18 protein-coding genes are annotated in these 23842 nt (G+C 68.7%); 5 read left to right on the forward strand and 13 right to left on the reverse strand.

The genetic code is table 11. The features are described from left to right. The first annotated feature begins 182 nt into the window (after positions 1 to 182). Complete coding sequence (locus ACFTSF_RS33975) at positions 183 to 2264, forward strand: kinetoplast-associated-like protein (protein ID WP_380158758.1); 2082 nt, start codon at positions 183 to 185, stop codon at positions 2262 to 2264. Positions 2265 to 2336: 72 nt separating this feature from the next. Beyond that, positions 2337 to 3287 (forward strand): DivIVA domain-containing protein, encoded by a 951-nt coding sequence (locus ACFTSF_RS33980; protein WP_344150027.1) that lies wholly within the window; start codon positions 2337 to 2339, stop codon positions 3285 to 3287. Positions 3288 to 3336: 49 nt separating this feature from the next. On the opposite strand, the gene ACFTSF_RS33985 is transcribed toward ACFTSF_RS33980, so the two are convergent. Continuing rightward, entirely contained in the window at positions 3337 to 4230 is an 894-nt protein-coding gene (locus ACFTSF_RS33985) for an A/G-specific adenine glycosylase (protein WP_380158760.1), read from the reverse strand. A gap of 23 nt (positions 4231 to 4253) precedes the next feature. On the opposite strand from ACFTSF_RS33985, the gene ACFTSF_RS33990 reads away from it, so the two are divergent. Next, entirely contained in the window at positions 4254 to 4892 is a 639-nt protein-coding gene (locus tag ACFTSF_RS33990; RefSeq protein WP_380158762.1) for a hypothetical protein, read from the forward strand. Here ACFTSF_RS33990 and ACFTSF_RS33995 read toward each other — a convergent pair. The 11 genes from ACFTSF_RS33995 to ACFTSF_RS34045 all read right to left on the reverse strand — a co-directional run bounded on the left by ACFTSF_RS33995 (position 4863) and on the right by ACFTSF_RS34045 (position 17640). Continuing rightward, the gene (locus tag ACFTSF_RS33995) at positions 4863 to 6362 is read right to left on the reverse strand and encodes a DHA2 family efflux MFS transporter permease subunit (RefSeq protein WP_380158764.1); all 1500 of its coding nucleotides are present in this window, start codon (positions 6360 to 6362) and stop codon (positions 4863 to 4865) included. The two genes, ACFTSF_RS33990 and ACFTSF_RS33995, sit on opposite strands and share 30 nt — an antisense overlap. After that, a complete protein-coding gene (locus tag ACFTSF_RS34000; RefSeq protein ID WP_380158766.1) occupies positions 6338 to 6910 on the reverse strand; it encodes a PadR family transcriptional regulator in 573 nt (190 codons plus the stop codon). Before ACFTSF_RS34000 ends, ACFTSF_RS33995 begins: the two co-directional genes overlap by 25 nt. An 86-nt stretch (positions 6911 to 6996) precedes the next feature. Then, complete coding sequence (disA, locus tag ACFTSF_RS34005) at positions 6997 to 8052, reverse strand: DNA integrity scanning diadenylate cyclase DisA (protein ID WP_380158856.1); 1056 nt, start codon at positions 8050 to 8052, stop codon at positions 6997 to 6999. 219 nt (positions 8053 to 8271) lie between these two features. After that, positions 8272 to 9210: a beta-ketoacyl-ACP synthase III gene (locus ACFTSF_RS34010; protein ID WP_380158768.1), complete on the reverse strand. Its 939-nt coding sequence runs from the start codon at positions 9208 to 9210 to the stop codon at positions 8272 to 8274. Positions 9211 to 9366: 156 nt separating this feature from the next. After that, positions 9367 to 10764: a DNA repair protein RadA gene (gene radA / locus ACFTSF_RS34015; protein WP_380158770.1), complete on the reverse strand. Its 1398-nt coding sequence runs from the start codon at positions 10762 to 10764 to the stop codon at positions 9367 to 9369. A gap of 42 nt (positions 10765 to 10806) precedes the next feature. After that, positions 10807 to 12090 (reverse strand): hypothetical protein, encoded by a 1284-nt coding sequence (locus tag ACFTSF_RS34020; RefSeq protein WP_380158772.1) that lies wholly within the window; start codon positions 12088 to 12090, stop codon positions 10807 to 10809. After that, the gene (locus tag ACFTSF_RS34025; protein ID WP_380158774.1) at positions 12087 to 13859 is read right to left on the reverse strand and encodes a sugar ABC transporter permease; all 1773 of its coding nucleotides are present in this window, start codon (positions 13857 to 13859) and stop codon (positions 12087 to 12089) included. Before ACFTSF_RS34025 ends, ACFTSF_RS34020 begins: the two co-directional genes overlap by 4 nt. Continuing rightward, on the reverse strand, positions 13859 to 15097 hold the full coding sequence (locus tag ACFTSF_RS34030) for an ABC transporter substrate-binding protein (protein ID WP_380158776.1): 1239 nt from the start codon (positions 15095 to 15097) through the stop codon (positions 13859 to 13861). Before ACFTSF_RS34030 ends, ACFTSF_RS34025 begins: the two co-directional genes overlap by 1 nt. Continuing rightward, complete coding sequence (locus ACFTSF_RS34035) at positions 15087 to 15647, reverse strand: hypothetical protein (protein WP_380158778.1); 561 nt, start codon at positions 15645 to 15647, stop codon at positions 15087 to 15089. Before ACFTSF_RS34035 ends, ACFTSF_RS34030 begins: the two co-directional genes overlap by 11 nt. Positions 15648 to 15739: 92 nt before the next feature. Beyond that, a complete protein-coding gene (locus tag ACFTSF_RS34040; protein ID WP_380158779.1) occupies positions 15740 to 16435 on the reverse strand; it encodes a class I SAM-dependent methyltransferase in 696 nt (231 codons plus the stop codon). Then, on the reverse strand, positions 16432 to 17640 hold the full coding sequence (locus ACFTSF_RS34045) for an MFS transporter (protein WP_380158780.1): 1209 nt from the start codon (positions 17638 to 17640) through the stop codon (positions 16432 to 16434). The genes ACFTSF_RS34040 and ACFTSF_RS34045 overlap by 4 nt, the downstream gene beginning before the upstream one ends. A gap of 86 nt (positions 17641 to 17726) precedes the next feature. Between ACFTSF_RS34045 and ACFTSF_RS34050 the strand changes: the two genes are divergently transcribed. After that, positions 17727 to 19151 (forward strand): beta-N-acetylhexosaminidase, encoded by a 1425-nt coding sequence (locus tag ACFTSF_RS34050; protein ID WP_380158781.1) that lies wholly within the window; start codon positions 17727 to 17729, stop codon positions 19149 to 19151. Between the two features lie 84 nt (positions 19152 to 19235). Further along, complete coding sequence (locus tag ACFTSF_RS34055) at positions 19236 to 20669, forward strand: wax ester/triacylglycerol synthase family O-acyltransferase (RefSeq protein ID WP_380158782.1); 1434 nt, start codon at positions 19236 to 19238, stop codon at positions 20667 to 20669. On the opposite strand, the gene ACFTSF_RS34060 is transcribed toward ACFTSF_RS34055, so the two are convergent. Further along, a complete protein-coding gene (locus ACFTSF_RS34060) occupies positions 20640 to 23834 on the reverse strand; it encodes a BTAD domain-containing putative transcriptional regulator (protein ID WP_380158784.1) in 3195 nt (1064 codons plus the stop codon). The two genes, ACFTSF_RS34055 and ACFTSF_RS34060, sit on opposite strands and share 30 nt — an antisense overlap. Positions 23835 to 23842: the final 8 nt, after the last annotated feature.

The following is a 23842-nucleotide window of genomic DNA, read 5'->3' on the forward strand; positions in this document are numbered from 1 at the left end:
TACGATGCGTGAGCGATTCGATACGGATCAGTGCTGCCGCCGCCTGCGATTCGGTGGGCAGATCGCGCAGCGGCATGAAAAAGAAGTTACCTGGCACCCATGTATCGCGTTGTAACCCTGTGACCACGTTGATGGGACCCGGACTGTCGGAAAGGGGGCCGAGGATGGAATCATCTCGTCGCATGGACGCGCCGCGTCTGCCCCTGACCCAGGAACCGGTCGTCGACACCGGTTCCTTTGGTGTGCGGCAAGCGGGCGGAGTGCTCGAGCGCGCCCAGCGAATCGCCGACACCCTGCGCGAACAGGCGGAGTACGAGAACGACCTGGCTCGCGAGGAAGCCGAGCGCGCCCGGACCGAGACCGAGCAGCTCCGGGCTGCGGCCGAGGCGGCGGCGCAGAAGCTGCGGTCCGACGCCACCTCGTCCGCGCAGCGCCTGCTCAACGACGCCGAGCGCGCGGCCGAGCAGCTGCGCGTCGAGTCCGAGACCGAGGCGGAGCGCGTCCGGTCCGAGGCCCAGGAGATCGCCGAGCGGCTGCAGGCCGAGTCCACCGCGGAGGCCGAGCGAGTACGTCGGGAAGCGGCCGAGGCGGCTGAGAAGCTCCGCGCGGAGTCGACGGCCGAGGCGGAGCGCGTTCGTACCGAGGCGACGACGCTCGCCGAGCGGATGACCGCAGGTGCTGAGCACGCCGCCGAGCAGTTGCGCGTGACGGTCGCGGACGAAGTGGCCAAGCGGCGCAGCGAATCCGAATCGGCCGCCGAGCAACTGCGCAACGAGACCCAGGCGACCGCCGATCGGGTCCGCGCCGAGTCGCAGGCCGCGGCCGATCGCCGGATCCAGGGCGCCGAGACCGAAGCCGCCCGGGTGAAGGCAGAGGCAGAAGCCGAGGCCGATCGGGTCAAGCAGCAGGCCGAATCCGCGGCGTACCGGTTGCGGGAAAGCTCCGAGGCCGAGGCCAGTCGGGTCAAGGAAGAGGCCGACGAGCTGCTCGTCGCCGCCCGCGAGGCTCGTGAAGCGGCCGAGCTGATGGTCGACCGGGCCGGCCGCGAAGCACAGCAGCTGGTTGCCGATGCCGGTGAGCAAGCCGCGCTGGTGTCGCAGGCCGCCGTACAGAATGAAGCTGAGCTGATCGCTCGCTCCGAGACCGAGGCCGCCGATCTGCGGGCCGCGGTCGAGCTCGAGGTCGAGGCCGCCCGGGAGAAGTCGCGGGCCCAGATCGCCGAAGCGCATGCCGAGATCGAGCGGTTGCGCGGTGAGAACCGCGCCGAGCTGGAGCGCCGGACGGCCGAGCTCGAGGAGACCGAGCGGGCCAAACTGGCCGCGATCTCGCTGGAGATCGACAAGCTTCGGGCCGAGGCCGTGGCCGAGATTGCCGAACGCAAGGCCGAGGCCGAGCTGTCCAACGAGCGGCTGATGGCCGACGCGCGGGCGCAGGCCAAGCTGGTCGTCGACTCCATCGAGGCCGACCGGCGGAACGCGACCGGTGAGGCCCAGCGGATCGTCGAGGACGCGAACAGGGCGGCTGAGACGGCGATGGCCGAGGCCGAGAAGCAGACGCTGTGGAGCAAGAAGACTGTCGACGACCTGATCGGTACCGCCGAGGCCGAGGCACAGGCGATCCGCGAGCAGGCCGCCGCCCAGGCGAGTGAGCTGCTGCTCCAGAAGCGCGCGCACCTGCGCCGCGTGGTCGGCCGCTCGACCAGCCGGCTCAAGCAGACCCAGGAAGCGATCGCCAAGGAGAACGCCGAGCTCACCGCGCTCGCCGAGCACACCTTGGAGACGGCCTCCACGCAGGCCGAGGCGACCCTGTCGACGGCCCGGCACGAGGCCGAGAAGGTGACCGCGCAGGCGCAGGCCCGGGCCGATCGGGTGAAGGCCGCGGCCGAACTCGAGGCCAAGGAGATCGTCGACCGGGCCACCCGGCGCGAGACCGAGGCCCAGTCCAGCACCCAGGTTCTGCGCGAGCGCGCGGCCAAGGATCTGGCCGACGCCCAGCGCCAGTCCCACGAGCTGATCCGCAAGTCCCGTGCCGAGGCGCAGCAACTCGAGGCGCAGGCCCGCGAGCATGCGGACGATCTGCGCTCGCAGGCCCGTAAACTACTCGCCGATGCCGAGGCGAGGGTCGCGGCTTTGAACCAGCGCCGCGACGAGATCACCAAGGAGCTCACCCAGCTTTCGGGTGTGATCGAGGCACTCGCTGTACCGGGGTTCCGCCCAGGTGGTGGAATGTCCTCCAGTGAGGGTTCCACGGGGGAATCAGGATGAGGACGTGACAGTCAGATCCTTGTCAGTGACAATGTGTGATCCACCCACCCAATTAAGTGAGTATCGGAAAACATGAGCAGTGAAAGCCCAACCCCGTTCCGTACCGTTCTGCGTGGCTACGAGCCCGCTCAGGTGGACCAGCACATCCGTGAGCTGACCACCTCGCTGACCGCGCTGCAGCAGCAGTCCGAGCAGCTCCAGCGGCACGTCCAGGAGCTCCAGCAGCGCACCGACGCCGCGGAATCGGCCGTGATCTCCGCCCAGGAGGACCACAAGGACCGTGCCCCGACGTTCACCGAGTTCGGTGAGCGGGTCGCGAAGATCCTGTCGCTGGCCGATGACGAGGCCCGTGACCTGGTGACCCGTGCGCGTACCGACGCCGAGGCGATCGTCGCCGACGGTGAGGCGCACGCGAAGAAGGTCCGCAAGGAGGCCGAGCAGTACTCCCTGGACTGGAAGAGCGAGGTCGACGCGGAGGCGGCTCGCATCCTCGAGGAGGCCCGCACCCAGGCCGACGACATGCGTGACGAGGCCGAGCGCGACGCGACCGCCCGCCGGTCCGAGGCGCAGGCTCTCTACGAGCAGGAGCGGGCCAAGTCCGCTCAGGCCGCGGCCGCCTTCGAGACCACCCTGGCCGAGCGCCGGGGCAAGGTCGAGCAGGAGTTCGCTGCCCGCACGGCGCTCGCCGAGCAGCAGCTGGCCGCCGTCACCGACCGCGCCGCTCAGGTGCAGCGCGAGGCCGACCGGTCGCGTTCCGAGGCCGAGCGGTTGTCGCAGCAGCAGCTGGCCGACGCGAACCGTCAGGCCCAGGAGATCGTCGCCGCCGCGAAGGACAAGTCCGAGCGGATCCGCGCCGAGTCCGAGCGCGAGCTCGCGGCCGCGACGCAGCGCCGGGACAGCATCAACGCGCAGCTGACCAACGTCCGCCAGATGCTGGCGACGCTGTCCGGCCAGCCCGCGATGCCGCTCGACCTGCTGGCCGACGACGATGCCGAAGCCACCACCGGCAGCAAGAAGAACTGAAGTACGACGTCAAAGGGCCGGCTCGTGTTTGCGAGCCGGCCTTTGCGCGTTACGCAGGTAGCCGATAGCGGTTGCGGGGGAGCGGTTCGACGAGGCCGTCGGCGACCAGGCCGTCCAGGGCGCGTTCGCGTTGGACGTGGTCCTGCCAGCACGCGTCGAGTGCCTTCTTCGGTACGGCGCCGTGCTCCGACCGCAGTACGGCGAGCAGTCGGCCGCGCACCTGTCGATCCGTGCCCTCGTAGGTCTGGCCCTTCCGCGGCGGACCCTCGTACGGCGGACTCCCGGCCAGCACCCACGCGCACTGGCTGCGGATCGGGCAGTCGCCGCATCTCGGCGTACGGGCTGTGCAGATCAGCGCACCGAGCTCCATGGACGCCACTGCCCAGCGGGATGCGGTGCGGACGTCGTCGGGCAGAGCTGTGACGGCCAGGCGCTGGTCGGCCGCAGTGGGGGAGATAGTCGGCTGCGCGACGCCGGTGAGGGCTCTGGCGAGCACCCGGCGCACGTTGGTGTCCACGACCGCGTGGCGCTGACCGAACGCGAACGAGGCGATCGCAGCGGCGGTGTAGGTGCCTACACCCGGCAGAGCGAGCAGTGCGGCGTGGTCGTCCGGCACCTCTCCACCATGGCGCTCCACAATCGCCTGTGCTGCCGCGTGCAGCCGCAGGGCGCGCCGGGGGTACCCGAGCCGGTCCCAGGCCCGCACAGCCTCACCTGGCGGCTCTGCGGCCAGGTCTGCCGGTTTCGGCCACCGCTCCAACCACCTCTGGTACGCCGGGAGCACGCGTGCGACCGGTGTCTGCTGCAGCATGAACTCGCTGACCATGACTGCCCACGGTCCCGCAGCGGGGTCCCGCCACGGCAGTACGCGCGCATTGGCGTCGTACCACTGCAGAACAGAGGTGTGGAGAGAGGTGAGCGGCGAGCCTGACTGGTCGAGCACAGAGCCGATATTAAGGTGCCAGCATGAGCAGCCTGCTCCATCCGGTCGGGCACCTGCCCGCCAGCGTGTACTGGTTCCGTCGGGGACTGGTGCTGTTCGTCTTGGCGCTGCTGTTCTTCCTGATCTTTCAGCTGGTCCCTGGTGGCGGCGACCCGCAGAAGTCCGCGGCGGTCAACGACCCACAGCAGACCCCGACGCCGACCCCGGCCGCCAAGCCGTCGAAGACACCCACCCCGAAGCCGAGTGAGAAGCCGTCCAAGACGACCCCGCCCGAGGACGTGAAGTGCTCCGCGTCGAACGTCCGGGTCGAGGCGATGCCGGCCTCCCGCCGGATCACCTCCGGTGCGGCGCTGAACTTCGTGGTCCGGTTCGAGGCGGTCTCCGACGAGTGCAAGGCGACCATCGACCCGGATTCGCTGACCGTCTCGGTCACGTCCGGTGCTGATCTGATCTGGACCACGAGCCATTGTGGGCAAGCGATTCCGAAGGCCACGCTGGTCGTTGCCAAGGGCAAAGAAGCTGCCAGCACGGTGGTCTGGAACGGCCATCGGTCCGGCCCCGGCTGCCTGCCTGGACAGCCGGTGGCCAAACCGGGGACCTATGTGGTCAAGGCCGAGTTCTCCGGCCGCGAATCAACCTCGCAAGCCTTCACGATCGCCTGACGCCGCAGTCGCATCCGACTGCCGACGTACCGGCGAGGCGAAGAGAAGTGCGGCGATCAGACCGATCACCAGGACGGCGGCCGGCAGGATCATGGCGTCCGCCATCGCGTCGCTGAAGCCCTGATGCAATGCCTCCGGCAACTTCCCACCGGACGCAGCGCCCTCGCCACCGGCCATCGCTGGTAGGTAGTGCGCGAGCCGCGACTCCATCAGTACGGCGATGCCCGCGCTACCGAGAACCGCGCCGACCTGGCGAGTTGTGTTGTAGACGCCTGCGCCGGCTCCCGCTTGGTGCATCGGGAGGTTCCGGGTCGCGGTGCTGCCGATCGGGGCCCACATGAAGCCGTTCGCGACACCCATCAACGCCATCGGCAGCAGGAGCTCCCAGATCGGCAGGTCGGGGGAGATGATCTGGCTCAGCCAGAAAAGCGCCACCACATTGCAGGCCAGACCGAATCCGGCGATGAACCGGGGTGGCGTGGTGTCGACCAGTCGGCCGACGAACGGCGCGAGTACGCCGGAGATGATTGCCATCGGCGCCAAGAGCAGCGCGGCCTTCGTCGGGCTCAGGCCACGAACGGCCTGCGCGTAGAGCATCAGCGGGAAAGCCATCGCCGTCACAGCGAAGCCGACCGTGGTGATGGACACGTTGGCCAGTGAGAAGTTGCGATCCCGGAAAAGGGCCAAGGGCAACAATGGCTCGTTGCGGTTACGGGACTGCCAGAACACGAACAGCCCGAGCAGGACGAGACCCGCGATGATCAGCGACCAGACCGAGATCGGCCCGGTAATCTTGCCCCAGTCGTACTTCTGGCCTTCCTGGATCCCGAACACCAGCAGGAAAAGACCGATCGTGCTCAGCGCGACTCCGAGCAGGTCGAACTTGTGCTCGTGAGTCGGCAGGTCTGGCACGAGCCGCATCGCCAGTGCGAAACCGATCACGCCGACCGGGATGTTGACGAAGAAGATCCACTGCCAGCCCAAGCCGTCGACCAGGACTCCACCGAGGATCGGGCCGACCAGGATCGCCACACCGGCGGTCGCACCCCACAGGCTCATCGCCCGACCGCGCTGGTCCGGCGGGAAGATCCGCGTGATGACCGCCATCGTCTGCGGCGTCACCATCGACGCACCGAGCCCCTGGACGACGCGAGCCACGATCAGCATCGCGATCGACGACGTGAGTCCACACCACAACGAGGCGAGCGTGAACACGGTCAAGCCGGTCAGGTACATCTTCTTCGGACCGATCCGGTCGCCGAGACGACCGGTCACCAGCAACGGAACGGCGTACGCGAGCAGGTAGGCGCTCGTCACCCAGATGACGTTGCCGACATCAGTACCGAAGTCGTTCAGGATCGACGGGGTCGCGACCGACACGATCGTCGAGTCGACCAGGATCATGAAGAACCCGACCACCAGCGCCCACAGCGCCGGCCACGGCCTCACTTCTTCTCGCGGGGTTGCCATTCCAGGTCCTTGCTCTCTATCCGTCCGATGGTGGTCGCCAGCCAGTCGCGTTCAGCCACGAGCTGACTCTGCAGGTACCCGATCGCAAGCCAGTAAGGCTCCGGAACCTCGCGGGAGCGGACGTTCTCGACGGCGTCGTCGAGCTCCTGGATGAAGTCGTCGAGGTGGGCGATCCGGCGCCGGAACCGCAGTACGGCGTCGTCCTCGGCCAGGTTGTGCGCCTCACTCAGCACCGCGGGGAACAGTGGGTATTCGTAGACGTAGGTCTCGATCGCACTCTCCACCCGCCGCCGCAACGCCTCCGCGCCGGCCGGGGTGATCTCGTACGTCGTTCGTTCGGGGCGGTTACCGGCCCGTTCGGTGCCGGTCGCGCGGATGAATTCCTGCCCGGCCAGCCGCTCCACCGTGTGGTACAGCGAACCCGGCCGGGTCTTCACGATCCGGTCGTTCCGGCGGCTCTTCAGCAACTGGAACATCTCGTAGGCGTGCATCGGGCTCTCGTGCAACAAAGCCAGCACCGCCATCGCCAACGGCGTCAGCTCCGCCATCATCCTCCACCCGGATTGTTCCGTGCTGAATGTTCCAAGTGGAGTATTACGCGGTCAGGCCAGAAAACACAACCTGCGGCCTGGGGTCAGACGTAGCGTTCGAGGATGCTGGATTCGGCCAGGCGGGAGAGGCCTTCGCGGACGGTGCGGGCGCGGTTCTCGCCGACGCCCTCGACGGTTTGCAGGTCGTCGATGCTGGCGGCCAGGAGCTTCTGCAGGTGGCCGAAGTGCTCGATGAGGCGGTCGATGACGGCACCGGGCAGGCGGGGGACCTTGGCGAGCAGGCGGTATCCGCGCGGGGTGACCGCGGCGTCGAGCTGCTCGGCGCCGCCGAGTTGCAGGGCGCGGGCGACCTGGCCGATGTCGAGCAGGTCGGTCGGGCTGACCGCGTCCAGCTCGAGCAGTACGTCGTCCGCCGTCTTGGCGCGGCGGCCGCTGGCCGGCGGGAGGTAGTCGCGGACGACGAGCTCGCGCTCACCGGCGACCCCGGCGACCAGTTCGTTGAGCTGCAGGGTGAGCAGGCGACCGTCGGTGCCGAGCTCGACCACGTAGCCGTCGATCTCGGTGGCGATCCGGCGGACCATCTCGAGCCGCTGCGCGACCGCGGCCACGTCGCGAACCGTCACCAGGTCCTCGATCTCCAGCGCGGACAGCGTGCCGGAGACCTCGTCGAGGCGCAGCTTGTACCGCTCGAGGGTGGCCAGCGCCTGGTTCGCCCGGGACAGGATCGCTCCGGAGTCCTCGAGTACGTAGCGCTGGTCGTCGACGTACAAGGCGATGATGTGCATCGACTGCGACACCGAGATCACCGGGAACCCGGTCTGCCGGGCGACCCGGTCGGCGGTGCGGTGCCGGGTACCGGTCTCGTCGGTCTGGATCGACGGGTCCGGCATCAGGTGCACGGCGGCCCGCATCAGCTTGGTGGCGTCGCGGTCGAGCACGATCGCGCCGTCCATCTTGCTCAGTTCCCGCAGACCGGTCGCGGTGAACTCGATGCCGATCTCGAAACCGCCGGTCGAGATCGAGTCCACGACCTTGTCATGTCCCAGGACCAGCAGGGCGCCGGTGCGGCCCCGCAGGATCCGCTCCAGGCCTTCACGCAGTTCGGTACCGGGTGCCACCGCCGCGAGGGTCGCGCGCATCCGGGCGCCGGTGCTGTTTTTGTCGGTGTTCGGGGCCACGGAAGGTGAGTCTATGCGGTTGTCCGGCGGTCATGGGTGCTAAGTCCCCGCCGACCGCACTCGCGGGGACCCTCGGTCCGATTGAACTTGCACCTGCGCGTGCACGCGCCCGTGCATCTGGACCGTGCAGTACCGGATTCCCGCGTGAACGGGTTGCGGAAGCCGAGGACGCCTGTCGCGTCAGGGGGTGCGGACGACCTGACCGGCGTACGAGAGTCCGCCGCCGAATCCGAACAACAGCACCGGCGCGCCGGACGGAATCTCGCGCTTCTCGACCAGCTTCGACCACGCGATCGGGATACTCGCCGCGGACGTGTTCCCGGACTCGACCACGTCCCGCGCGATCACCGCGTTGACCGCGCCGAGGCGCTTGGCCAGCGGCTCGATGATCCGCAGGTTGGCCTGGTGCAGGATGACCCCGCCAAGCTCCTCCGGGGTGACGCCGGCCTTCTCACACACCTGACGCGCGATCACCGGCAGCTGCGTGGTCGTCCACCGGAAAACGCTCTGCCCTTCCTGGGCGAACTGGTTCGTCGGCGCCTCGATCCGGACCGCGTCCGACATCTCCGGCACCGAGCCCCAGACGACCGGTCCAATCTCCGGCTCGTCACTCGCGACGAGCACAGCCGCACCGGCCCCGTCGCCGATGAGTACGCAGGTCGTGCGGTCGGTCCAGTCGGTGAAGTCACTCAACTTCTCGACCCCGATCACCACCGCCTTGGTCGCTGCACCCGCCCGGATCGCGTGATCCGCAGTCGCCAACGCATGCGCGAAACCGGAGCACGCAGTGTTCATGTCGATGGCGGCCGGGCTGCTCAGCCCGAGCCGGGCGGCGACCCGGGCGGCCATGTTCGGTGACCGATCCAGCGCCGTACAGGTGGCGACGATGACGTAGTCGATCTCGGTCTTGTCGATCCCGGCGTTCGCGATCGCCTTGTCGGCAGCCCGCCAAGCCATCTCGTCGACCTGCTCATCAGGCGCCGCGATCCGGCGCTCCTTGATGCCGACCCGGCTCTGGATCCACTCGTCATTGGTCTCGACCATCGTCGCCAACTCGGCGTTGGTCAGCACCCGCTCCGGCTGATAGTGGCCGAGCGCGACAACTTTGGATCCGCTCATCTGATGCTCCTGCGGTCATCCGGCGGACGCCGGGCGGGGGCGCGGGGTTCGGCACTGAACCCAGCCTGGGGGGCTACCCCAGAGTACGTTCCTCGGTCACCCCGTGGGCATCCCTGGTCTCACGCCGCACGTAAAGGTGTGGTCAGGAACACAGGATCAGGTGAGGCCGGCGGCTATCAGAGCTGAGCGGAGGTCGGGGGCGGCGAAGGTGCGGAGGCCGTATTTGGCTTGGATGTCCATGGGTTTGAGGTCTTTGCTGCGGTTGGGGATGTCGGCGGGGATGATCGCCTTGGTGAAGCCGAGGCGGGCGGCTTCGGCGAGGCGTTTCTCGAGGCCGCCGACGCGGCGGACCTCGCCGGCCAGGCCGACTTCGCCGATGGCGATCAGGCCGGGGTGGATGGGTTTGTCCATCATCGAGGAGGCGACGGCGATGGCGACTGCGAGGTCGGCGACGGGTTCGGTGATCTTCACGCCGCCGACGGTGGCGACGTACACCTCTTGGTCGTGCAGTTTCAGGCCGGCGCGGTTGCCCAGGACGGCGAGGACCATGGCGACGCGCTGCGATTCGAGACCGGACGTCGTACGGCGAGGTTGGGGTGCGGCGGATGGGCCGACCAGGGCCTGGACCTCGGCGAGTAGTGGGCGGCGACCCTCCATCATCACTGTGACGCAGGTGCCGGCGACTGGTTCGGCGTGCTCGGAGACGAACAGGCCGGTCGGGTCGGTGACCTCGACGATGCCGGTGTCGACCATGTCGAAACAGCCGACCTCGTCGGACGGGCCGAATCGGTTCTTGGTCGCACGAACCATCCGGAACCCGGAGTGCCGGTCACCGTCGAACGCGAGCACGACATCGACCAGGTGCTCGAGCATCCGCGGACCGGCGATTGCGCCTTCCTTGGTGACGTGACCGACCAGGACGACCGCGATGTGCCGCTCCTTCGCCAACCGCACGAGCGCGCCGGTGACTTCGCGAACCTGCGTGACACCACCGGGCGCCCCGTCGACCTCCGGATGCGCCATCGTCTGCACCGAGTCGATCACCAGGAACGCCGGCTCCACCGCATCGACCTGACCGACCACCGCACCCAGGTCGGTCTCCGCCGCCAGGTACAACTCGTCGACGAGAGCATCCGTCCGCCCGGCCCGCAACCGCACCTGGGCCGCCGACTCCTCACCCGACACATACAACGTGCGTTGCCCACTGCGCGCGGACTGCGCCGCAACCTCCAGCAACAACGTCGACTTCCCGACGCCGGGTTCACCGGCCAGCAGGATCACCGCACCCGGTACGACGCCACCCCCGAGCACCCGGTCGAGCTCCCCGATCCCGGTCGGCCGCGACTCGGCCTCTATCGCGGACACCTTGGCGATCGGCATCGCCGGCGAAGTCACCGGCCCAGCCGAGATCCGCGCCGCCTTCGCCGCCCCGACCTCCTGCACCGTCCCCCAGGCCTGGCACTCACCACACCGCCCGATCCAGCGCGCCGAAGTCCACCCGCACTCCGCGCACGCGAACGCCGACTTCCCCTTAGCAGTGACCACCTTCGCCATACCGCTCAACCTATAGCCGGCCGCCGACAAAACCGCAGAACCTCAGTGTGAGCGACGATCGCGGAGCCACCTGCGGACCCGGGCCGGCCAGGGCAGGTGCGGGGGCGGTCCCGGGCTCGGCGGTGCGGACGACGTGTCCCCGACCTCCTTCAAGTACCTCGCGAGAAGCGGGCTCTCCGACGTACGGAGACCGGCGCTGTCCTCGAGATACTCAGCCGCCTTCTTCAGGTTGCCGGCGACGGCCTGCGCCGAGCCGAGGTGCTGGAGACAGCGGGCCTGCGCCTCCCGATCGTCGATGTCGGCGTTGAGGTGTGCCGCATGCCTCCACCAACCCTCGGCTTCGCGCGGGTTCTTCCGCATCCACGCCGCCACCCCGATCAGTTCCGAGGCGTGCGCCTCGCCGCTGACGTCGCCGGCGGCAGTGGCCCGGGCGATGGCCGCGTGCAGATGGTCCACGGCACCTTCGGCGTCGTGCCGGTACAACTGAACGACCGCGAGGTTGACGAGAATCGTGATCTCGGCCGTCAGGTCCGGTCCGGGCCGGCGCAACCGCGCGTCGTCCAGCCGGTTCCGTGCGGTCTCCAAGGCTTCGTCGCGATCGCTGCCCGCGGACGTCCCGGCTGCCCGGTGCAGACTCGACAGCGCTCGCTCCACGTGCCGGCGAGTTGTCATCGCGGCCGCCGTGCGGCCATTGGGCGCCAGCTCGCTCGAGATCCCGAGCCACAAGGTGGCCGACCGCAGATCGCCAATCATCCGGTACGCCGTCGCCGTCCGGGCCGCCGCGAGTTCTTTCAGGTCACTCCGCCCGCATCCCTCACCGACCGTCCTGAGGAATTCGCTCAGCTTCAGCAGCGCGTCCGGATCGGCCTGCCGGACGTACCAGAGCTCGAGTGCGTCGCAGATTCGGGCTAGGTCATCGGCGTTCTCCGGTCCCGGCTTGTCGGATTCCAGCACCGCGCGCAGCCGGTCCGCGTTCATGGTGTACCACTCGGCCGCGTCCATGCCGCCGCTCTTCGACCCGAGCGCGACCATCCACCGCTCGGCCTCCTCTGCTGCCAGGTGCAGCTCCGACGTGGTGACCACTCGCCCGCTACGGGCCCGGCGGATCGCGTTCAGCACGGCCGGTGCGTTGTAGACGATCGCGATGACGCCGAGAACCACAGTGAGCGCTATCCCGATGCGCTGGATCCAGCCGCCGCTGTCAAGGCTCTGCGTCAGCAGTTCCGATGCGAGCCCGGACAGCAGACCGGTGGCGAGTGCACCGATCGCAAACCCCAGCCGACGTCCCAAGGGCGCCTGCTCAGGCTTCTGCTCGGCTTCCGTCACGGCTTGCTCCCAGTGGTCAGACCGCGCACCACTGTCGACCAGAACGACAGCAGCAGTACCACCGGCAGCACAGAGGCGACGACGGCTGCTGCTGCGACTGTCCCGCCCGACGCGGCGAACTGACGAGCCTCACCCCACAACACCAGCGACAACGGCGTCGTACCCGGACCACTGATCAGGAACCCGACGATGAAGTCGTTCCACACCATCGAGAACTCCAGGACCGCAACGGCAACGAGTGCAGGCCGATAGGTCCGCTGCACCGTTGCCAGTACGGCGCTCTGTCGCGCAGACCCCTGCAGTGCCTCGGAGACCAGCGCCGGCGGTGCGGCCGCGAACGCGGATCGCAGCAGCAACACAGCGAACGGCAGACCGGCAGCCGCGTGCACCAGAGCCAACGCGACCCGCGACCCGGCGAGCCCCGCAGCCTCGATCGCGTCGCGCAAGGGAGCGGCGTACATCTGCACCGGCGTCACCGCGAGGACAACGAACACCGACATCACCACGCGCCCCAACCAGGTCGGCAAGCCGCCCCACGCGACCAGATAGGCAGTCGGTACGGCGATCGACAGCAGGACTGCCGTGGCTGCGGCGGCAATGAGCGCTGTGGACAGCAAGGCGCGGAGCAGGCCTGCGTTCGCGGCATCGGCGAACGACGAGAACCCGAGACCCGACAGCGACCACCAACCGCGCAGACCGGCCTCCCGTGGCGAGTGGAGCGCAGTGGCGACCAGCACCACGGCCGGGAAGATCCAGACCAGGCTGACGACGAAGCCGGCAGTCCACCCGATGCGCCGCGCTCGCTTGCTGGGCTTCGGCCGGCCCAAGGCCGGGTCCTGGCGGGTCACCGGTACCGGCATTGCCCAGCGCCGCCGGCGCAGCCCGCGGACCCCGATCAGCCCAACGGCGGCCACGATGGCGAACAACACGACGCCGAGTGCCGCCGTACGTCCGGAAGGGTCGCCACTCGTGGTGGCACGCCACCAGTTGAGGCCGAGTACGTCGGCGGACTGCTGCATCGGCCCCGGGACGGCGATCAGCACCAGGTCGAAGATGCGGACTGCCGCGACCACTACTGTCAGCGTGACGACACCGGTGATCGGCCGGAGCAGTGGGATCTCCACGGCCCACAGGCGGCGCCATCCGGTGACACCTTCCGCAGCGATCGTCCGGGTGACGTCGTCGGGGATCGCGTCCAGGCCGGCGCGGAACAACGAGACGATGTACCCGAGCCAGGTCCAGCCGAACGCAGACACCAGCACCAGCCAGAACAGGCTGGGCCCGAGCCATACCGGACTCGATCCGAACAGCGCGGACCACACCGCGGTCACCGTCCCGCGTTCAGGCGCCGGGTCGAAGAGCAGCCGGAACGTCACGCCGGACACCAGGACCGACACGGCGAACGGGACCACCAGCGCAGGTTGCAGGAACGGTGTCAGTCCGGGCAGCCGATAGCTCAGCAGTGCAAGGAAGAACCCGACGACGACGAGCCCGAACGCAACGAGCACCCAGAGGAGGCTGTTGCGCACCGCATGCAGTGCGGCCGGGTCGCCCATCACTGCGAAGTTGCCGAAGCCGAAGCCGCCCGGTGTGCGGAACGCTGTCACCACGGTGACACCGATCGGAATCAGCAGAACGCAGCCGAGCAGCAGAGCCGGCAGACCCAGGAGATACGGGCCGGCCGGTCGCCGGGGCCGTCCGGGGACCGGCCGTCCGCTGACCCCGCGACCGACGACCTCAAGCGTCAGGTCGTTCGTCTCCAGACCCATCAGCCCTCGACCTCCCGCATCTCGTTGACAGCCGCGTCCACTGCCTCCGGCAGCACGGCGGCGCCGCGACCGCCGACCTTGACGAGGAAGTCCGTCAGTACCCGCCGCAGCCCGTTGGTGTCGCCGAGGCGGCCGAGCCGATCGGACAGGTCGAACTGCAGCAGTTCGCCGGGAGCGGCCAGCTGTTCGGCGAGGCGGGTGAGCTCAGGGGAGTAGCCCTTGACCCGTGCGTCGCTCAGGAACCCGCCCTCCTTGATCCATGGGTCCACGGCTGCTGGTGCAGCCAGTCGTCGGACGAGATCGCGGGCGTCGTCGGTGGTGGGCTTCTGCAGCACCATCACGTCGGCGCCGACCACTACGGGTGCATGGGCGCCCGGGACGAGGGGCGGGAAGGTGAAGAGCCCGACGTCCTTCGGGTCCGCCGCGAACTGCCGCACCACCGGCTCGGCGAAGTCGGATGCCAGGACCATGGCGGCTCTGCGGTGACCGAACACCTCGATGATCGCGTCCGGGAACTGCTGCACGAGCGAACGCTGCACCCCGCCCGCGAGACCGCCAGGAGCCGACCACATCGTCCCCAGCAACCGCAAAGCCGCAGCGAACTGCGGCTGTCGCGACGGACGCGGATCGGCGGCTGTCGCAAGCCCTGCGTAGACAGCGGGCGCAATGCCCAACAGCACGTTCTCGAAGAAGTCGGTGAGCACCCAACCGTCCCCGGCAGCCAGCGACAGTGGCCTGATACCGGCCTGGGCCAGGGTCCGGTTGACCGCCAGCCAGTCCGGCCACGACGTAGGTGGCTGGAGGCCGGCCGCCCGGAAGACCGAGGGCCGGTACCAGACCGCGGACTTGTGCGCTGTCTTGAACGGGATGCCGTACGTCGCCCCGTCGTGCACCAGGAGCTCGTCCCAGAGCGCGGACCGCCTGGCGAGGTCCGCAGGCATCGGCTCCAGATCGCGCAGGTGACGTGGGACCAGACCGGGCTGCGGCAGCATCACCAGATCCGGGGGCCGCGTGCTGCGAGCGCCGAACGCGCTGGAGATGTCGTCACCGAGTGGCACGACCTCGACCGTGTAGTCGAGGTCGCCGAGACTGTCGAGCACTCTGTGGAACGCCCGGAGCTCCTGTCCACCCCAGCTCACGGCGACCCGGACGCTGCGACGCAGGCCGAGCACATCGTTCGAGCAACCCGCGACCAGTAAGGCAGCGGCGCCGACGAATGCTCTGCGGCTACTCCTCATAGCGAAAGCCCGCTGTGCGCGCGGCGCTGGTCGTGATCAGCAGGACTGCGCTGGAGCGGAGATCTGGGTTGCTGCTGATCGCCAGCAGCGATCCCCAGGTCGGCAGACCGTTCGCGTCCTCGAGCAGGAGTACGCGTGGGTGCGCGCCGAGCGCACGAGCCACACCGGCCAGTCGGCGGCGACCTGGTGTCAACTGGTGCGGGTAGCGATCCAGCAGGTTCTCGACGCCGCAGTTGGTCGCCCTGGTGTGGCTTTGTTGCCGAGCCTCTCTCGTGGTGAGGCGGCGGGCCGCCTTGTGCCCGTGCACGATGTTGCCCAGCACCGTCAGATGCGGCAACAGGCCCCCTTCGGCCGGCACCAGTCGCACCAGTCGCTGCGGTCCACCCGCTCGCACGACGACCCCCTCGGGCGGGTCCTCTGCCCCGGTCACGAGGTCGGCGAGCCGACGACGGTCCGCCGCCGACGGCATCACGACCGCTCGCAGCTCGCCGATGTCGACCCGAAGCTGCGCCGGCAGCCCTGGCACATGTTCGAGCAGCAGACCGTCCATGTCGTTGCTGACGCCTCCCGAGCTGGTCCGTCAACCCTTCTGCAGTCATCGGCGATCGCGCAACTCCAACGGGGTGTCGTTTCAGAACCGGTTCAGAAGGTCTTGCTCCAGAGGTTGATCGCGTAGTCGACCTCGACGCCTGAGTGCTCGGCGATGAAGCGGTCGGCGTCCGCAGGGGTGAACTCGATGCGGATGACGGCCTCGAAGTCGGCGCGGGTCTCGAAGCGCCAGCCCATGTCGAGTGGGGTGCGCTGCCAGCCGTGTCCGGCCCAGAACCGCTCGACCACGGGGGCCTTGATCATCGGGTACGCCGAACTGAACCAGCGACCGAACGTCGACCGGCTGCCGTCGTTGTCGATCACGAACGCCGTACCGCCGCGCCGCATCACCCGGTCGAGTTCGGCGAGGCCCGGCTCACAGCCCGGCCCGAAGAAGTACGCCCAGCGCGCGTGCATCACGTCCACCGACGAGTCCGGCACCGGCAACTGCTGTGCGGTTCCCTGCCGGACCTCGACGTTCGCCAAGCCCTCGGTACGACGACGAGCCGCATCGGCCAGCGCACCATGCGGCTCCACGCCGACCACCCGCGCTGCGGTCGCTGCGAACCGCGGGAGGTGGAAGCCGGTTCCGCAGCCGATGTCGAGGACGGTGGAACCGGCCCAGTCGCGGATCGCTCGCATGGCCGGTTCGATGACGCCGTTCGGGTCGACGGCGTGGTTCTCGATCTCGTACACCTTCGGGTGGTGCCAGATGTTGGGGCTCGGGATGCCGCCCTCCGCAATGCTCACGCTGTAGAGCGTATTGACTGCTTGGTCGTAGCGGCGAGCAGGGCGACCGGGATCAGCAGCAGACCGCACAGTACGGCGAGCCAGTGGAACCCCAGGTACGCCAGAACCGGCCCGGAGCCAGTACCGGACACCGAAGCGAGCACCCCCATCGTGAGATCCGACAGCCCCTGAGCAGACGTGCGGATGTCGTCGGGGACCGAGCGCGACAGCAGAGTGGACCCAGCCACCAGGCAGGCGGACCAGCCGAGCCCCAGCAGGATCAGCGCCACAGCGGTCAGCCCGTGCGCGCTATCCGGCGCCAGCGCGGCCACTGTCATCGCCATGGCGAGGATGGCCAGTCCGATGCCGATGGTGGGGATGCGGCCGAGACGGTCCGCCAGCCAGCCCATCACTGGGGACAGGGCGTACATCCCGGCGACATGTGCGCTGATGACGACGCCCACGATGGTCAGTGAAGCGCCATGGTGCTGCAGGTGGACCGAGGTCATCGACATCACCCCGACCATCACCGCATGCGCAGTAGCGATCGCCAGCAGACCCAGCCGGGCATGCGGGATCGCCATGACCAGGCGGAACGTCGCAACCAGCGGCTGCCGTTCCAACAGAGCAGTCTGCGGACGCGGCAGGCTGCGGAGTCCGAACCAGACAGTGACCAGGCTCAGTGCCAGTGCGACCACCGAGAACAGATACGGACCAGCCAGCGGCAGTACGCCGAGAGAGTCGCCGACACTGCCACCGACACCAGTCAGGTTCGGCCCGATGACCACACCGATGGTTGTCGCCCACACGACCAGCGACAGGGCTCGTGCGACATGGGCTGGGTCGGCCGCGTCAGTGGCGGCGTACCGGGACTGCAGGTTGGCGGCGGAGCCGCTGCCGAACAAGCAGCCGGCAGCCAGCAGCAGTGCGAGCGAGCCGATCTGCGCAGCGACGATGCTGAGCACCGCACCGGCCGTAGCGATCACATAGCCGATGGACAGCGACACTCGTCGACCCCGGGACCGAGCCAGCCGAGCCAGCGGTACGGCGAGGATCGCGCCACCCAGCGTGGTCGACGTGGCGACCAGACCGGCCATCGACGTGGAACCGGAGATCCGCTCGGCCAGTAGCCCGGCGACTGCGAACCCGCTGGCCACCGCCACTCCGCCGAGCACGTTGCTCGCCACCAGTACCCGGACGGTCGTTCGCTGCAGGTCGGCGGTCACCCGACCACTCTCTCATCTACCTGACAGCGCAGGCGCAATATTAGAATAGGGTTGCATAAATACCCCTGCCTGGTTTGGAGCCACGGATGCCCGACATCGCGATCGTCCCTGCGCCGCGCGAACTCACCGTCGACGAGGGTCGCTGGATCACCGCGGATCCGGTCGCCGAGGCGATCCGCGACGTGGTGGAGAACCTTGGTGAGACCGAGTACCGGATCGACGTGACCGCGGAGGGTGCGCGGCTGACGGCCGGCTCCGAGGATGCGCTTCGGCACGCCGAGACGACGTACGGGCAGTTGCTGGACGCGGCTGAGCCGGCCGAGGACGGGAAGGTCGCCGTACCGGCGGTGCGGATCGCGTACGCGCCGCAGTTCGCCTGGCGCGGGGTGATGCTCGACGTGGCGCGGCACTTCATGCCGAAGGACTTCGTCCTCAAGGTGATCGACGTGCTCGCCCTGCACCGGCTGAACACGCTGCACTTCCACCTCACCGACGACCAGGGCTGGCGCGTCGAGATCGAGGCGTACCCGCGGCTCACCGAGGTCGGTGCGTGGCGCGACGAAACCATGGTCGGCAAGATGTCGCACCTGCAGACCGACTTCGAGTACGACGGCACCCGGCACGGCGGTTTCTACACCAAGGCCGACCTGCGCGAGATCGTCGCGTACGCCGCCGAGCGCGGAATCACCGTGGTCCCGGAGATCGATCTGCCGGGTCACATGCAGGCGGCGATTGCGGCGTACCCGGAGCTTGGCAACTTCCCCGAGAACCAGTTGACGGTTCGGCAGGTCTGGGGGATCAGCGACGACGTCCTGAACGTGAACGACGAGACTGTCGAGTTCGTTCGGACCGTGCTGCGGGAGGTGCTGGACATCTTCCCGAGCCCGTACATCCACCTCGGCGGTGACGAGTGCCCGTCGGTGCAGTGGCGGGTGGCGGACGACGCGCAGAAGCGGCAGGCCGACCTCGGTCTGGAGGACGCTGCGCAACTGCAGGGCTGGTTCACCGAGCAGGTCGCCGTCGTGCTGGAGGAGGCCGGCCGGCGGATCGTCGGCTGGGACGAGATGGTCGAGACCGACTGCCCGAAGGACGCCGTCATCATGGCGTGGCGCAGCGCCGAGCGCGGCGAGGTCGCGGTCAAGGCCGGCCACCAGACGGTGATGACGCCGTGCGAGTCGGTCTACTTCGACTACTACCAGGGCGACCCAGCCACCGAGCCGCTCGCGATCGGCAACTTCATCCCGCTGGAGAAGGTGTACGACTTCGAGGTGATCCCGGCCGGCCTGAGCGAAGCGGAGGCCGCGCTCATCATCGGCACCCAGTGCAACGTGTGGACGGAGTACATGGAGGGCCCGGAGCAGGTCGGCTACATGCTGCTCCCGCGACTGTCCGCCCTGGCCGAGCGCGCCTGGGGTTCCCCCAAGATCTCGTACGACGAATTCCTCGGCCGGCTGCGTCCGCACCTGGCGCGCATCGAGTCGTTGGGTGTGAACTACCGTCCGTTGGATTGATCTTTCCTGACCTTTCAGATGCTGAGGGGATAACAAAAATCCCCTCGGCACTGTTAGCTGGGATAGACGGGGAGCGGAGGCGAAATGACCGCAGTAGGCCCACTGGATGCGATGTTCCTGCTCGGCGAGAGCCGGGAGCAGCCGATGCATGTCGGCGGGCTGATGTTGTTCGAGCTTCCCGAAGGTGCTGGGCGGGATCATGTTTTCCCGGAGGGGACGCGAGATTTCGTGTCCCGGCTGTACCACGACATTCTCGATGCGCCTCAGGTGAATCCAGTGTTCACGCGGCGGGTGCGCAATCGGGCACTGGACCTCGGCTACTGGTCCTGGGAGCAGGACGATGCGATCGACCTCGAGTACCACGTTCGGCTGTCCGGACTGGCTCGGCCGGGACGGTTCCGCGAGCTGTTCGAGCTCACCAGTCGGCTGCACGGCACCCTGCTCGACCGGCATCGGCCGCTCTGGGAGATCCACCTGATCGAAGGGGTGGAGGGTCGCCGCTTCGCGGTCTACAGCAAGATCCACCACTCGATGATCGACGGCGTGACCGCGCTGAAGTGGATGCAGGACACCCTCACGACGGATCCGACGCGGACAGAGATGCCGGCCACCTACGCACTGCCGTCGAAGGAGTCTGTGTCGGGAAGCAGCGGTGGAGTTCCGACTGCTACCGAACTGTTGACTGCAATTGGCCGTACGCCGGGTCGTGTCGCCCGTTCAGTAGGTGATGTCGGGAAGATGCTGGCGAATGTCGCCGGGCTCACGCCCGTTGGATTGAAGAGTTTGTTGCACGAGCACTCGTCCGTGGCGTTCCAGGCGCCGCGGACGATCTTCAACCAGGGCATTACCGGGGCTCGGCGGTTCGCGGCGCAGTCGTGGCCGCTCGAGCGGTTGGAGAAGGTGCGGGCGATCACCGGTTCGACGCTGAACGACGTACTGCTCGCGATGTGTTCCGGTGCCTTGCGCAACTATCTGCTGGAGCAGAACGCCTTACCTGACAAGCCTTTGACGGCGATGGTGCCGGTGTCGCTCAGAGGTAAGGATGACGCACCCGGTGGCGGGAATGCACTGTCGACGCTGATCGCGGACCTCGCGACTGACGAGGCTGATGCCGAGCAGCGGATCAAGCGGATCACCGCGTCGACGACGTACAGCAAGGGTGTGTTGTCCGAGCTCAGCCCGTTGCAGAACCTGATGGTCGGCGCGCTCGGGTTCGCGGCGGCGGGTCCGTCCGCGGTGCTACCGGGGGTCGCCGGGCTCACGAATCCGCCGTACAACCTGGTGATCTCGAACGTGCCCGGCCCGGCCGAGAGCCCGTTGTACTGGAACCGTTCCCGCCTGCTCGGCATGTATCCGGCGAGCATCGTGATGAACGGTCAGGCGCTGAACATCAGCGTCACCAGCTACGACCATCAACTGCACTTCGGCCTGGTCGGCTGCCGCCGTACCGTCCCGCATCTGCAACGCCTGCTCGGACATCTCGAGACGTCATTGGCCGAGCTGGAGAACATCCACTAGTTCTCCGAGCAACCGAAACCCGCAGTCCGAGGCGATCGACGCGGCCTGTACGGCGGCCTCGGTCGCGGCCGCTTGTTCGCCGATCGCGCGCCGCGCCCGGGACAGCGTGATCAGCGCCTCGGCTTCGAGGTACGGGTAGGTCCCGCGCGCGAGCGGGAGGCAGGTCTCGATCCATCGCACGGCGGCGGGAGCGTCGCCGAGGGCGAGCTGGACCTGGGCGACCGTCGCGGCAGTCTTGGCCTGGGCTGCCGGATCGTGGATGGCGATCGCGAGTTCGTAGGCCCGGTGAGCGGCCTGCAGTGCGGCCGGTCCGTCGCCGCGCTGGACGTACAACCTGGCCAGCTCGTCCAGGGTCGACAGCTCACCGCGAGGGTACGAACGGCGCTGGTGGGCATCCAGTACGTCGCTCAGCAGCACGGCCGCGTGGTCGGACTCGCCCAGCTGCCGCACCGCGCTCGCCAGGTTCCCGCGGATCGCGAGCGTCGCCATGTCGGGCCCGGTGTCGCTGACCTGCAGGGCGGCCCCGAACAGGTCGGCTGCCTCCTGCAATTCGCCCTGATACAGCCGGATCATCCCGAGACTGTTCAGCACGATCGCGCGGAGGTGGCCGTGCTGGTCGTTCTCGGTCAGCTCGAGCGCGCGATGGGTCCACAGGTCCGCGTCGGCGAGTTTGCCGCGCAACTGGTGAAGCCATCCGATCAGGTAGGCCAGGTAGGCGGTGGCTGCGGGCCAGCCGATGGCCAACGCGAGCGCGTAGCCGGACAGACCGTCGGACAGTGCTTCGTCGTCCCGTCCGATGGCGCCGACGGCCTGGCTGCGGCTGATCAGCATCGCCACCCGGGCGACATCGTCGCCGGCCGCCTCGGCAGCCGCCAGTCCGGTCTCGGTTACCGGGAGCCAGCCGTCGACATGCCTGCGGAGCAGGAAATATCCCCGGAGTTGGTCGACGATCCGCCAGGACAGCGACCGGTCGTCGGAGTGCGCCGGGTTCTGCACGACCGCCAGCAGAGCGGTGACTTCTTCGTCGAGCCAATCGAGCGCGTCGGCTCGCGACCCGAAGACGGTTTCCGGCGCGGGATGGACAGCGAGCCGTACGAGTTCCGGGTGCACGAGATCCATCGCGGCCGTCGTCACCTCGAGGTACCAGGCGTACAGCCGGGCCTGGGCGGCGGTGCCCTCGGCGTCGTCGGCGAGCAGCCGGCGCGAGTAGAGACCGAGCAGGTCGTGGAACCGGAAACGGTTCTTCGTGTGCTGCAGGAGCATGTTGGCCTCGAGCAGCACTTCGAGGACCCGATCCGCCGCCGCTGTCGGGATGCCGAGCAGCACTCCGGCGCTCTCGGCACTGAAGTCGTCGCCAGGGTGCAGGCTGCACAGCCGGAACGCACGCTGGGCGTCGGCGCTCAGATCTGCGTAGCTCAGGTCGAAACTGCTGAGCACACTGGACTCTCCGAGGCTGAGCTCGGTGAGCCTTCGGTTGCCGTCCTCCAATCGGTGCGCCAGATCGGCAACCGTCCACTGCCGCCGGGTGGCGAGTCTTGCGCCGGCGATGCGCAGGGCGAGGGGGAGCCGGGCGCAGGCCTCCGCGAGCGCACTCACCCCCGACCGATCGTCATCGAGCCGTCGAGGGCCGGCGGTAGCGGCGATCAGCAGGACCGCGTCGTCGTGCGTGAGCGGCTCGAGGTCCACGGCATGGGTGGTGGCGAGGTCCGGCAGCCGCCGCCGGCAGGTGATGATCACGTCGCTGCCACCGGCGCCTGGGAGCAGCTGCCGGATCTGCGCCGCGTCCTGGGCGTTGTCGAGCAGGACCAGCATCCGGCGGTCGGCGAGTTCGCTGCGCAACAGCGCGGCCGCTTCGGCGGCGTCGGTTCCGATCCGTCGTCCCGGTATGCCGAGCGCGCGGAGAAAGCGGCCGAGGATCTGCAGCGGTTCCGGGGCCACCGCGTCGGCGCCGCGCAGGTCGGCGTACAGCTGGCCGTCCGGGTACTGCGAGCGGAGGCGATGGGCGGCGGCCAAGGCGAGGGCGGTCTTGCCGACACCGGGGATCCCGCTGATCAGGACCGCTCGCGACGACAGCGCGCCGGGCCGGGCGAGCGCCGTACAGATTGCTGTGAGCTCGTCCGCGCGGCCGACGAAGTCCGGAGGTGCGGACGGCGTCTGCTGGACAACTGCTCGTTCTGGCGGCGCCCCACGCCGGAGCACCTCGAGGTGGGCCGCGCGCAGCCCTTCGCCGGGGTCGATGCCGAGCTGGCAGGCGAGGGCGGACCGGATCCGGTCGTACGCCGCGAGCGCCTCGGCCTGGCGATCCGCAGCCGCGAGGGTCTGGATCAGCTCGACATGGAGTGGCTCATCGAGCTCTTGCTGCCCGGCCAGATCGCGCAAGGGACGCAGTGCCAGCTCCGGCTGATCGGTCTCCCGCGCCAGCCTGGCGAAGGTTCGGACGGCGGCGGCGTACTCGTTCGCGATCGCGACGTAGAGCGGGCTGGTGTCGATCAGCTCGACATCGGTGCTCCCGCGCCACAGGCCGATGGCCTCGGCAAGCTTGGCCAATGGGGCCGGCTCGTCTGCTTCGGTGGTGAGAGCGCGAAACGCCAGCAAATCAAGGCTTTCGGCGCCGACTGCCATCCGATAACCGGCCGGGCCACCGACGATCACCTCGGGCGCCGGACTGCCGGTCTCGAGCAGTCGCCGCAACCGGGCGACGCGGGTCTGCAAGAGGCTCACCGCATTGCCGGGGACGTCGTGCGGCCAGAGCAGATCGATGAGCTCCGCCTGACCGACCGTCGTACCGGCACTGAGAGCGAGCCGGGCCAGCAACACGCGCTGCGGACCACCGATCGGTACGGCGACCTCGCCACGCCAGACCTCGAGCGGGCCAAGCACCCGAATGCGCAGCGGCCCGCCGACCTCGGTGGCGGGAGTGGTGACGGCTCGACCGGCCTTGGCAGCCGCCCGAAGCTTCTCGACGTCCGTGGTATTCAGCGCGAGGGCCGCGGCGAGGGCGTCGATCGAGTCCGGCTTCGGACCGCGACTCCGGCCTTGTTCCAGATCACGGATCGCCCCGGTACTGAGGCCGGCTAGGTCCGCGAGCTCCCGCTGGGTCTTGCCCGCGTCCTGACGGAGATTGCGCAGCAAGTCACCGAAGCCGCTCTCCCGGGGCGTGGGCACAACGAGCA

Origin of the sequence: Kribbella sp. NPDC056951 (assembly GCF_042674205.1) — a bacterium.
Taxonomy (GTDB): Bacteria; Actinomycetota; Actinomycetes; order Propionibacteriales; family Kribbellaceae; genus Kribbella; species Kribbella yunnanensis.

Excerpts from the sequence above, each read along its gene's own strand:
- ACFTSF_RS34035 (WP_380158778.1), bottom strand. The coding sequence starts at position 15,647 with ATGGACGGTCTGCTGCTCGAACATGTGCCAGGGCTGCCGGCGCAGCTT.
- ACFTSF_RS34010 (WP_380158768.1), bottom strand. The coding sequence starts at position 9,210 with ATGAGCGGATCCAAAGTTGTCGCGCTCGGCCACTATCAGCCGGAGCGG.
- ACFTSF_RS34050 (WP_380158781.1), top strand. The coding sequence starts at position 17,727 with ATGCCCGACATCGCGATCGTCCCTGCGCCGCGCGAACTCACCGTCGAC.
- ACFTSF_RS34025 (WP_380158774.1), bottom strand. The coding sequence starts at position 13,859 with ATGGGTCTGGAGACGAACGACCTGACGCTTGAGGTCGTCGGTCGCGGG.
- ACFTSF_RS34030 (WP_380158776.1), bottom strand. The coding sequence starts at position 15,097 with ATGAGGAGTAGCCGCAGAGCATTCGTCGGCGCCGCTGCCTTACTGGTC.
- radA (WP_380158770.1), bottom strand. The coding sequence starts at position 10,764 with ATGGCGAAGGTGGTCACTGCTAAGGGGAAGTCGGCGTTCGCGTGCGCG.
- ACFTSF_RS34000 (WP_380158766.1), bottom strand. The coding sequence starts at position 6,910 with ATGGCGGAGCTGACGCCGTTGGCGATGGCGGTGCTGGCTTTGTTGCAC.
- ACFTSF_RS33980 (WP_344150027.1), top strand. The coding sequence starts at position 2,337 with ATGAGCAGTGAAAGCCCAACCCCGTTCCGTACCGTTCTGCGTGGCTAC.
- ACFTSF_RS33995 (WP_380158764.1), bottom strand. The coding sequence starts at position 6,362 with ATGGCAACCCCGCGAGAAGAAGTGAGGCCGTGGCCGGCGCTGTGGGCG.
- ACFTSF_RS33990 (WP_380158762.1), top strand. The coding sequence starts at position 4,254 with ATGAGCAGCCTGCTCCATCCGGTCGGGCACCTGCCCGCCAGCGTGTAC.
- disA (WP_380158856.1), bottom strand. The coding sequence starts at position 8,052 with ATGCGCGCGACCCTCGCGGCGGTGGCACCCGGTACCGAACTGCGTGAA.
- ACFTSF_RS34055 (WP_380158782.1), top strand. The coding sequence starts at position 19,236 with ATGACCGCAGTAGGCCCACTGGATGCGATGTTCCTGCTCGGCGAGAGC.
- ACFTSF_RS33975 (WP_380158758.1), top strand. The coding sequence starts at position 183 with ATGGACGCGCCGCGTCTGCCCCTGACCCAGGAACCGGTCGTCGACACC.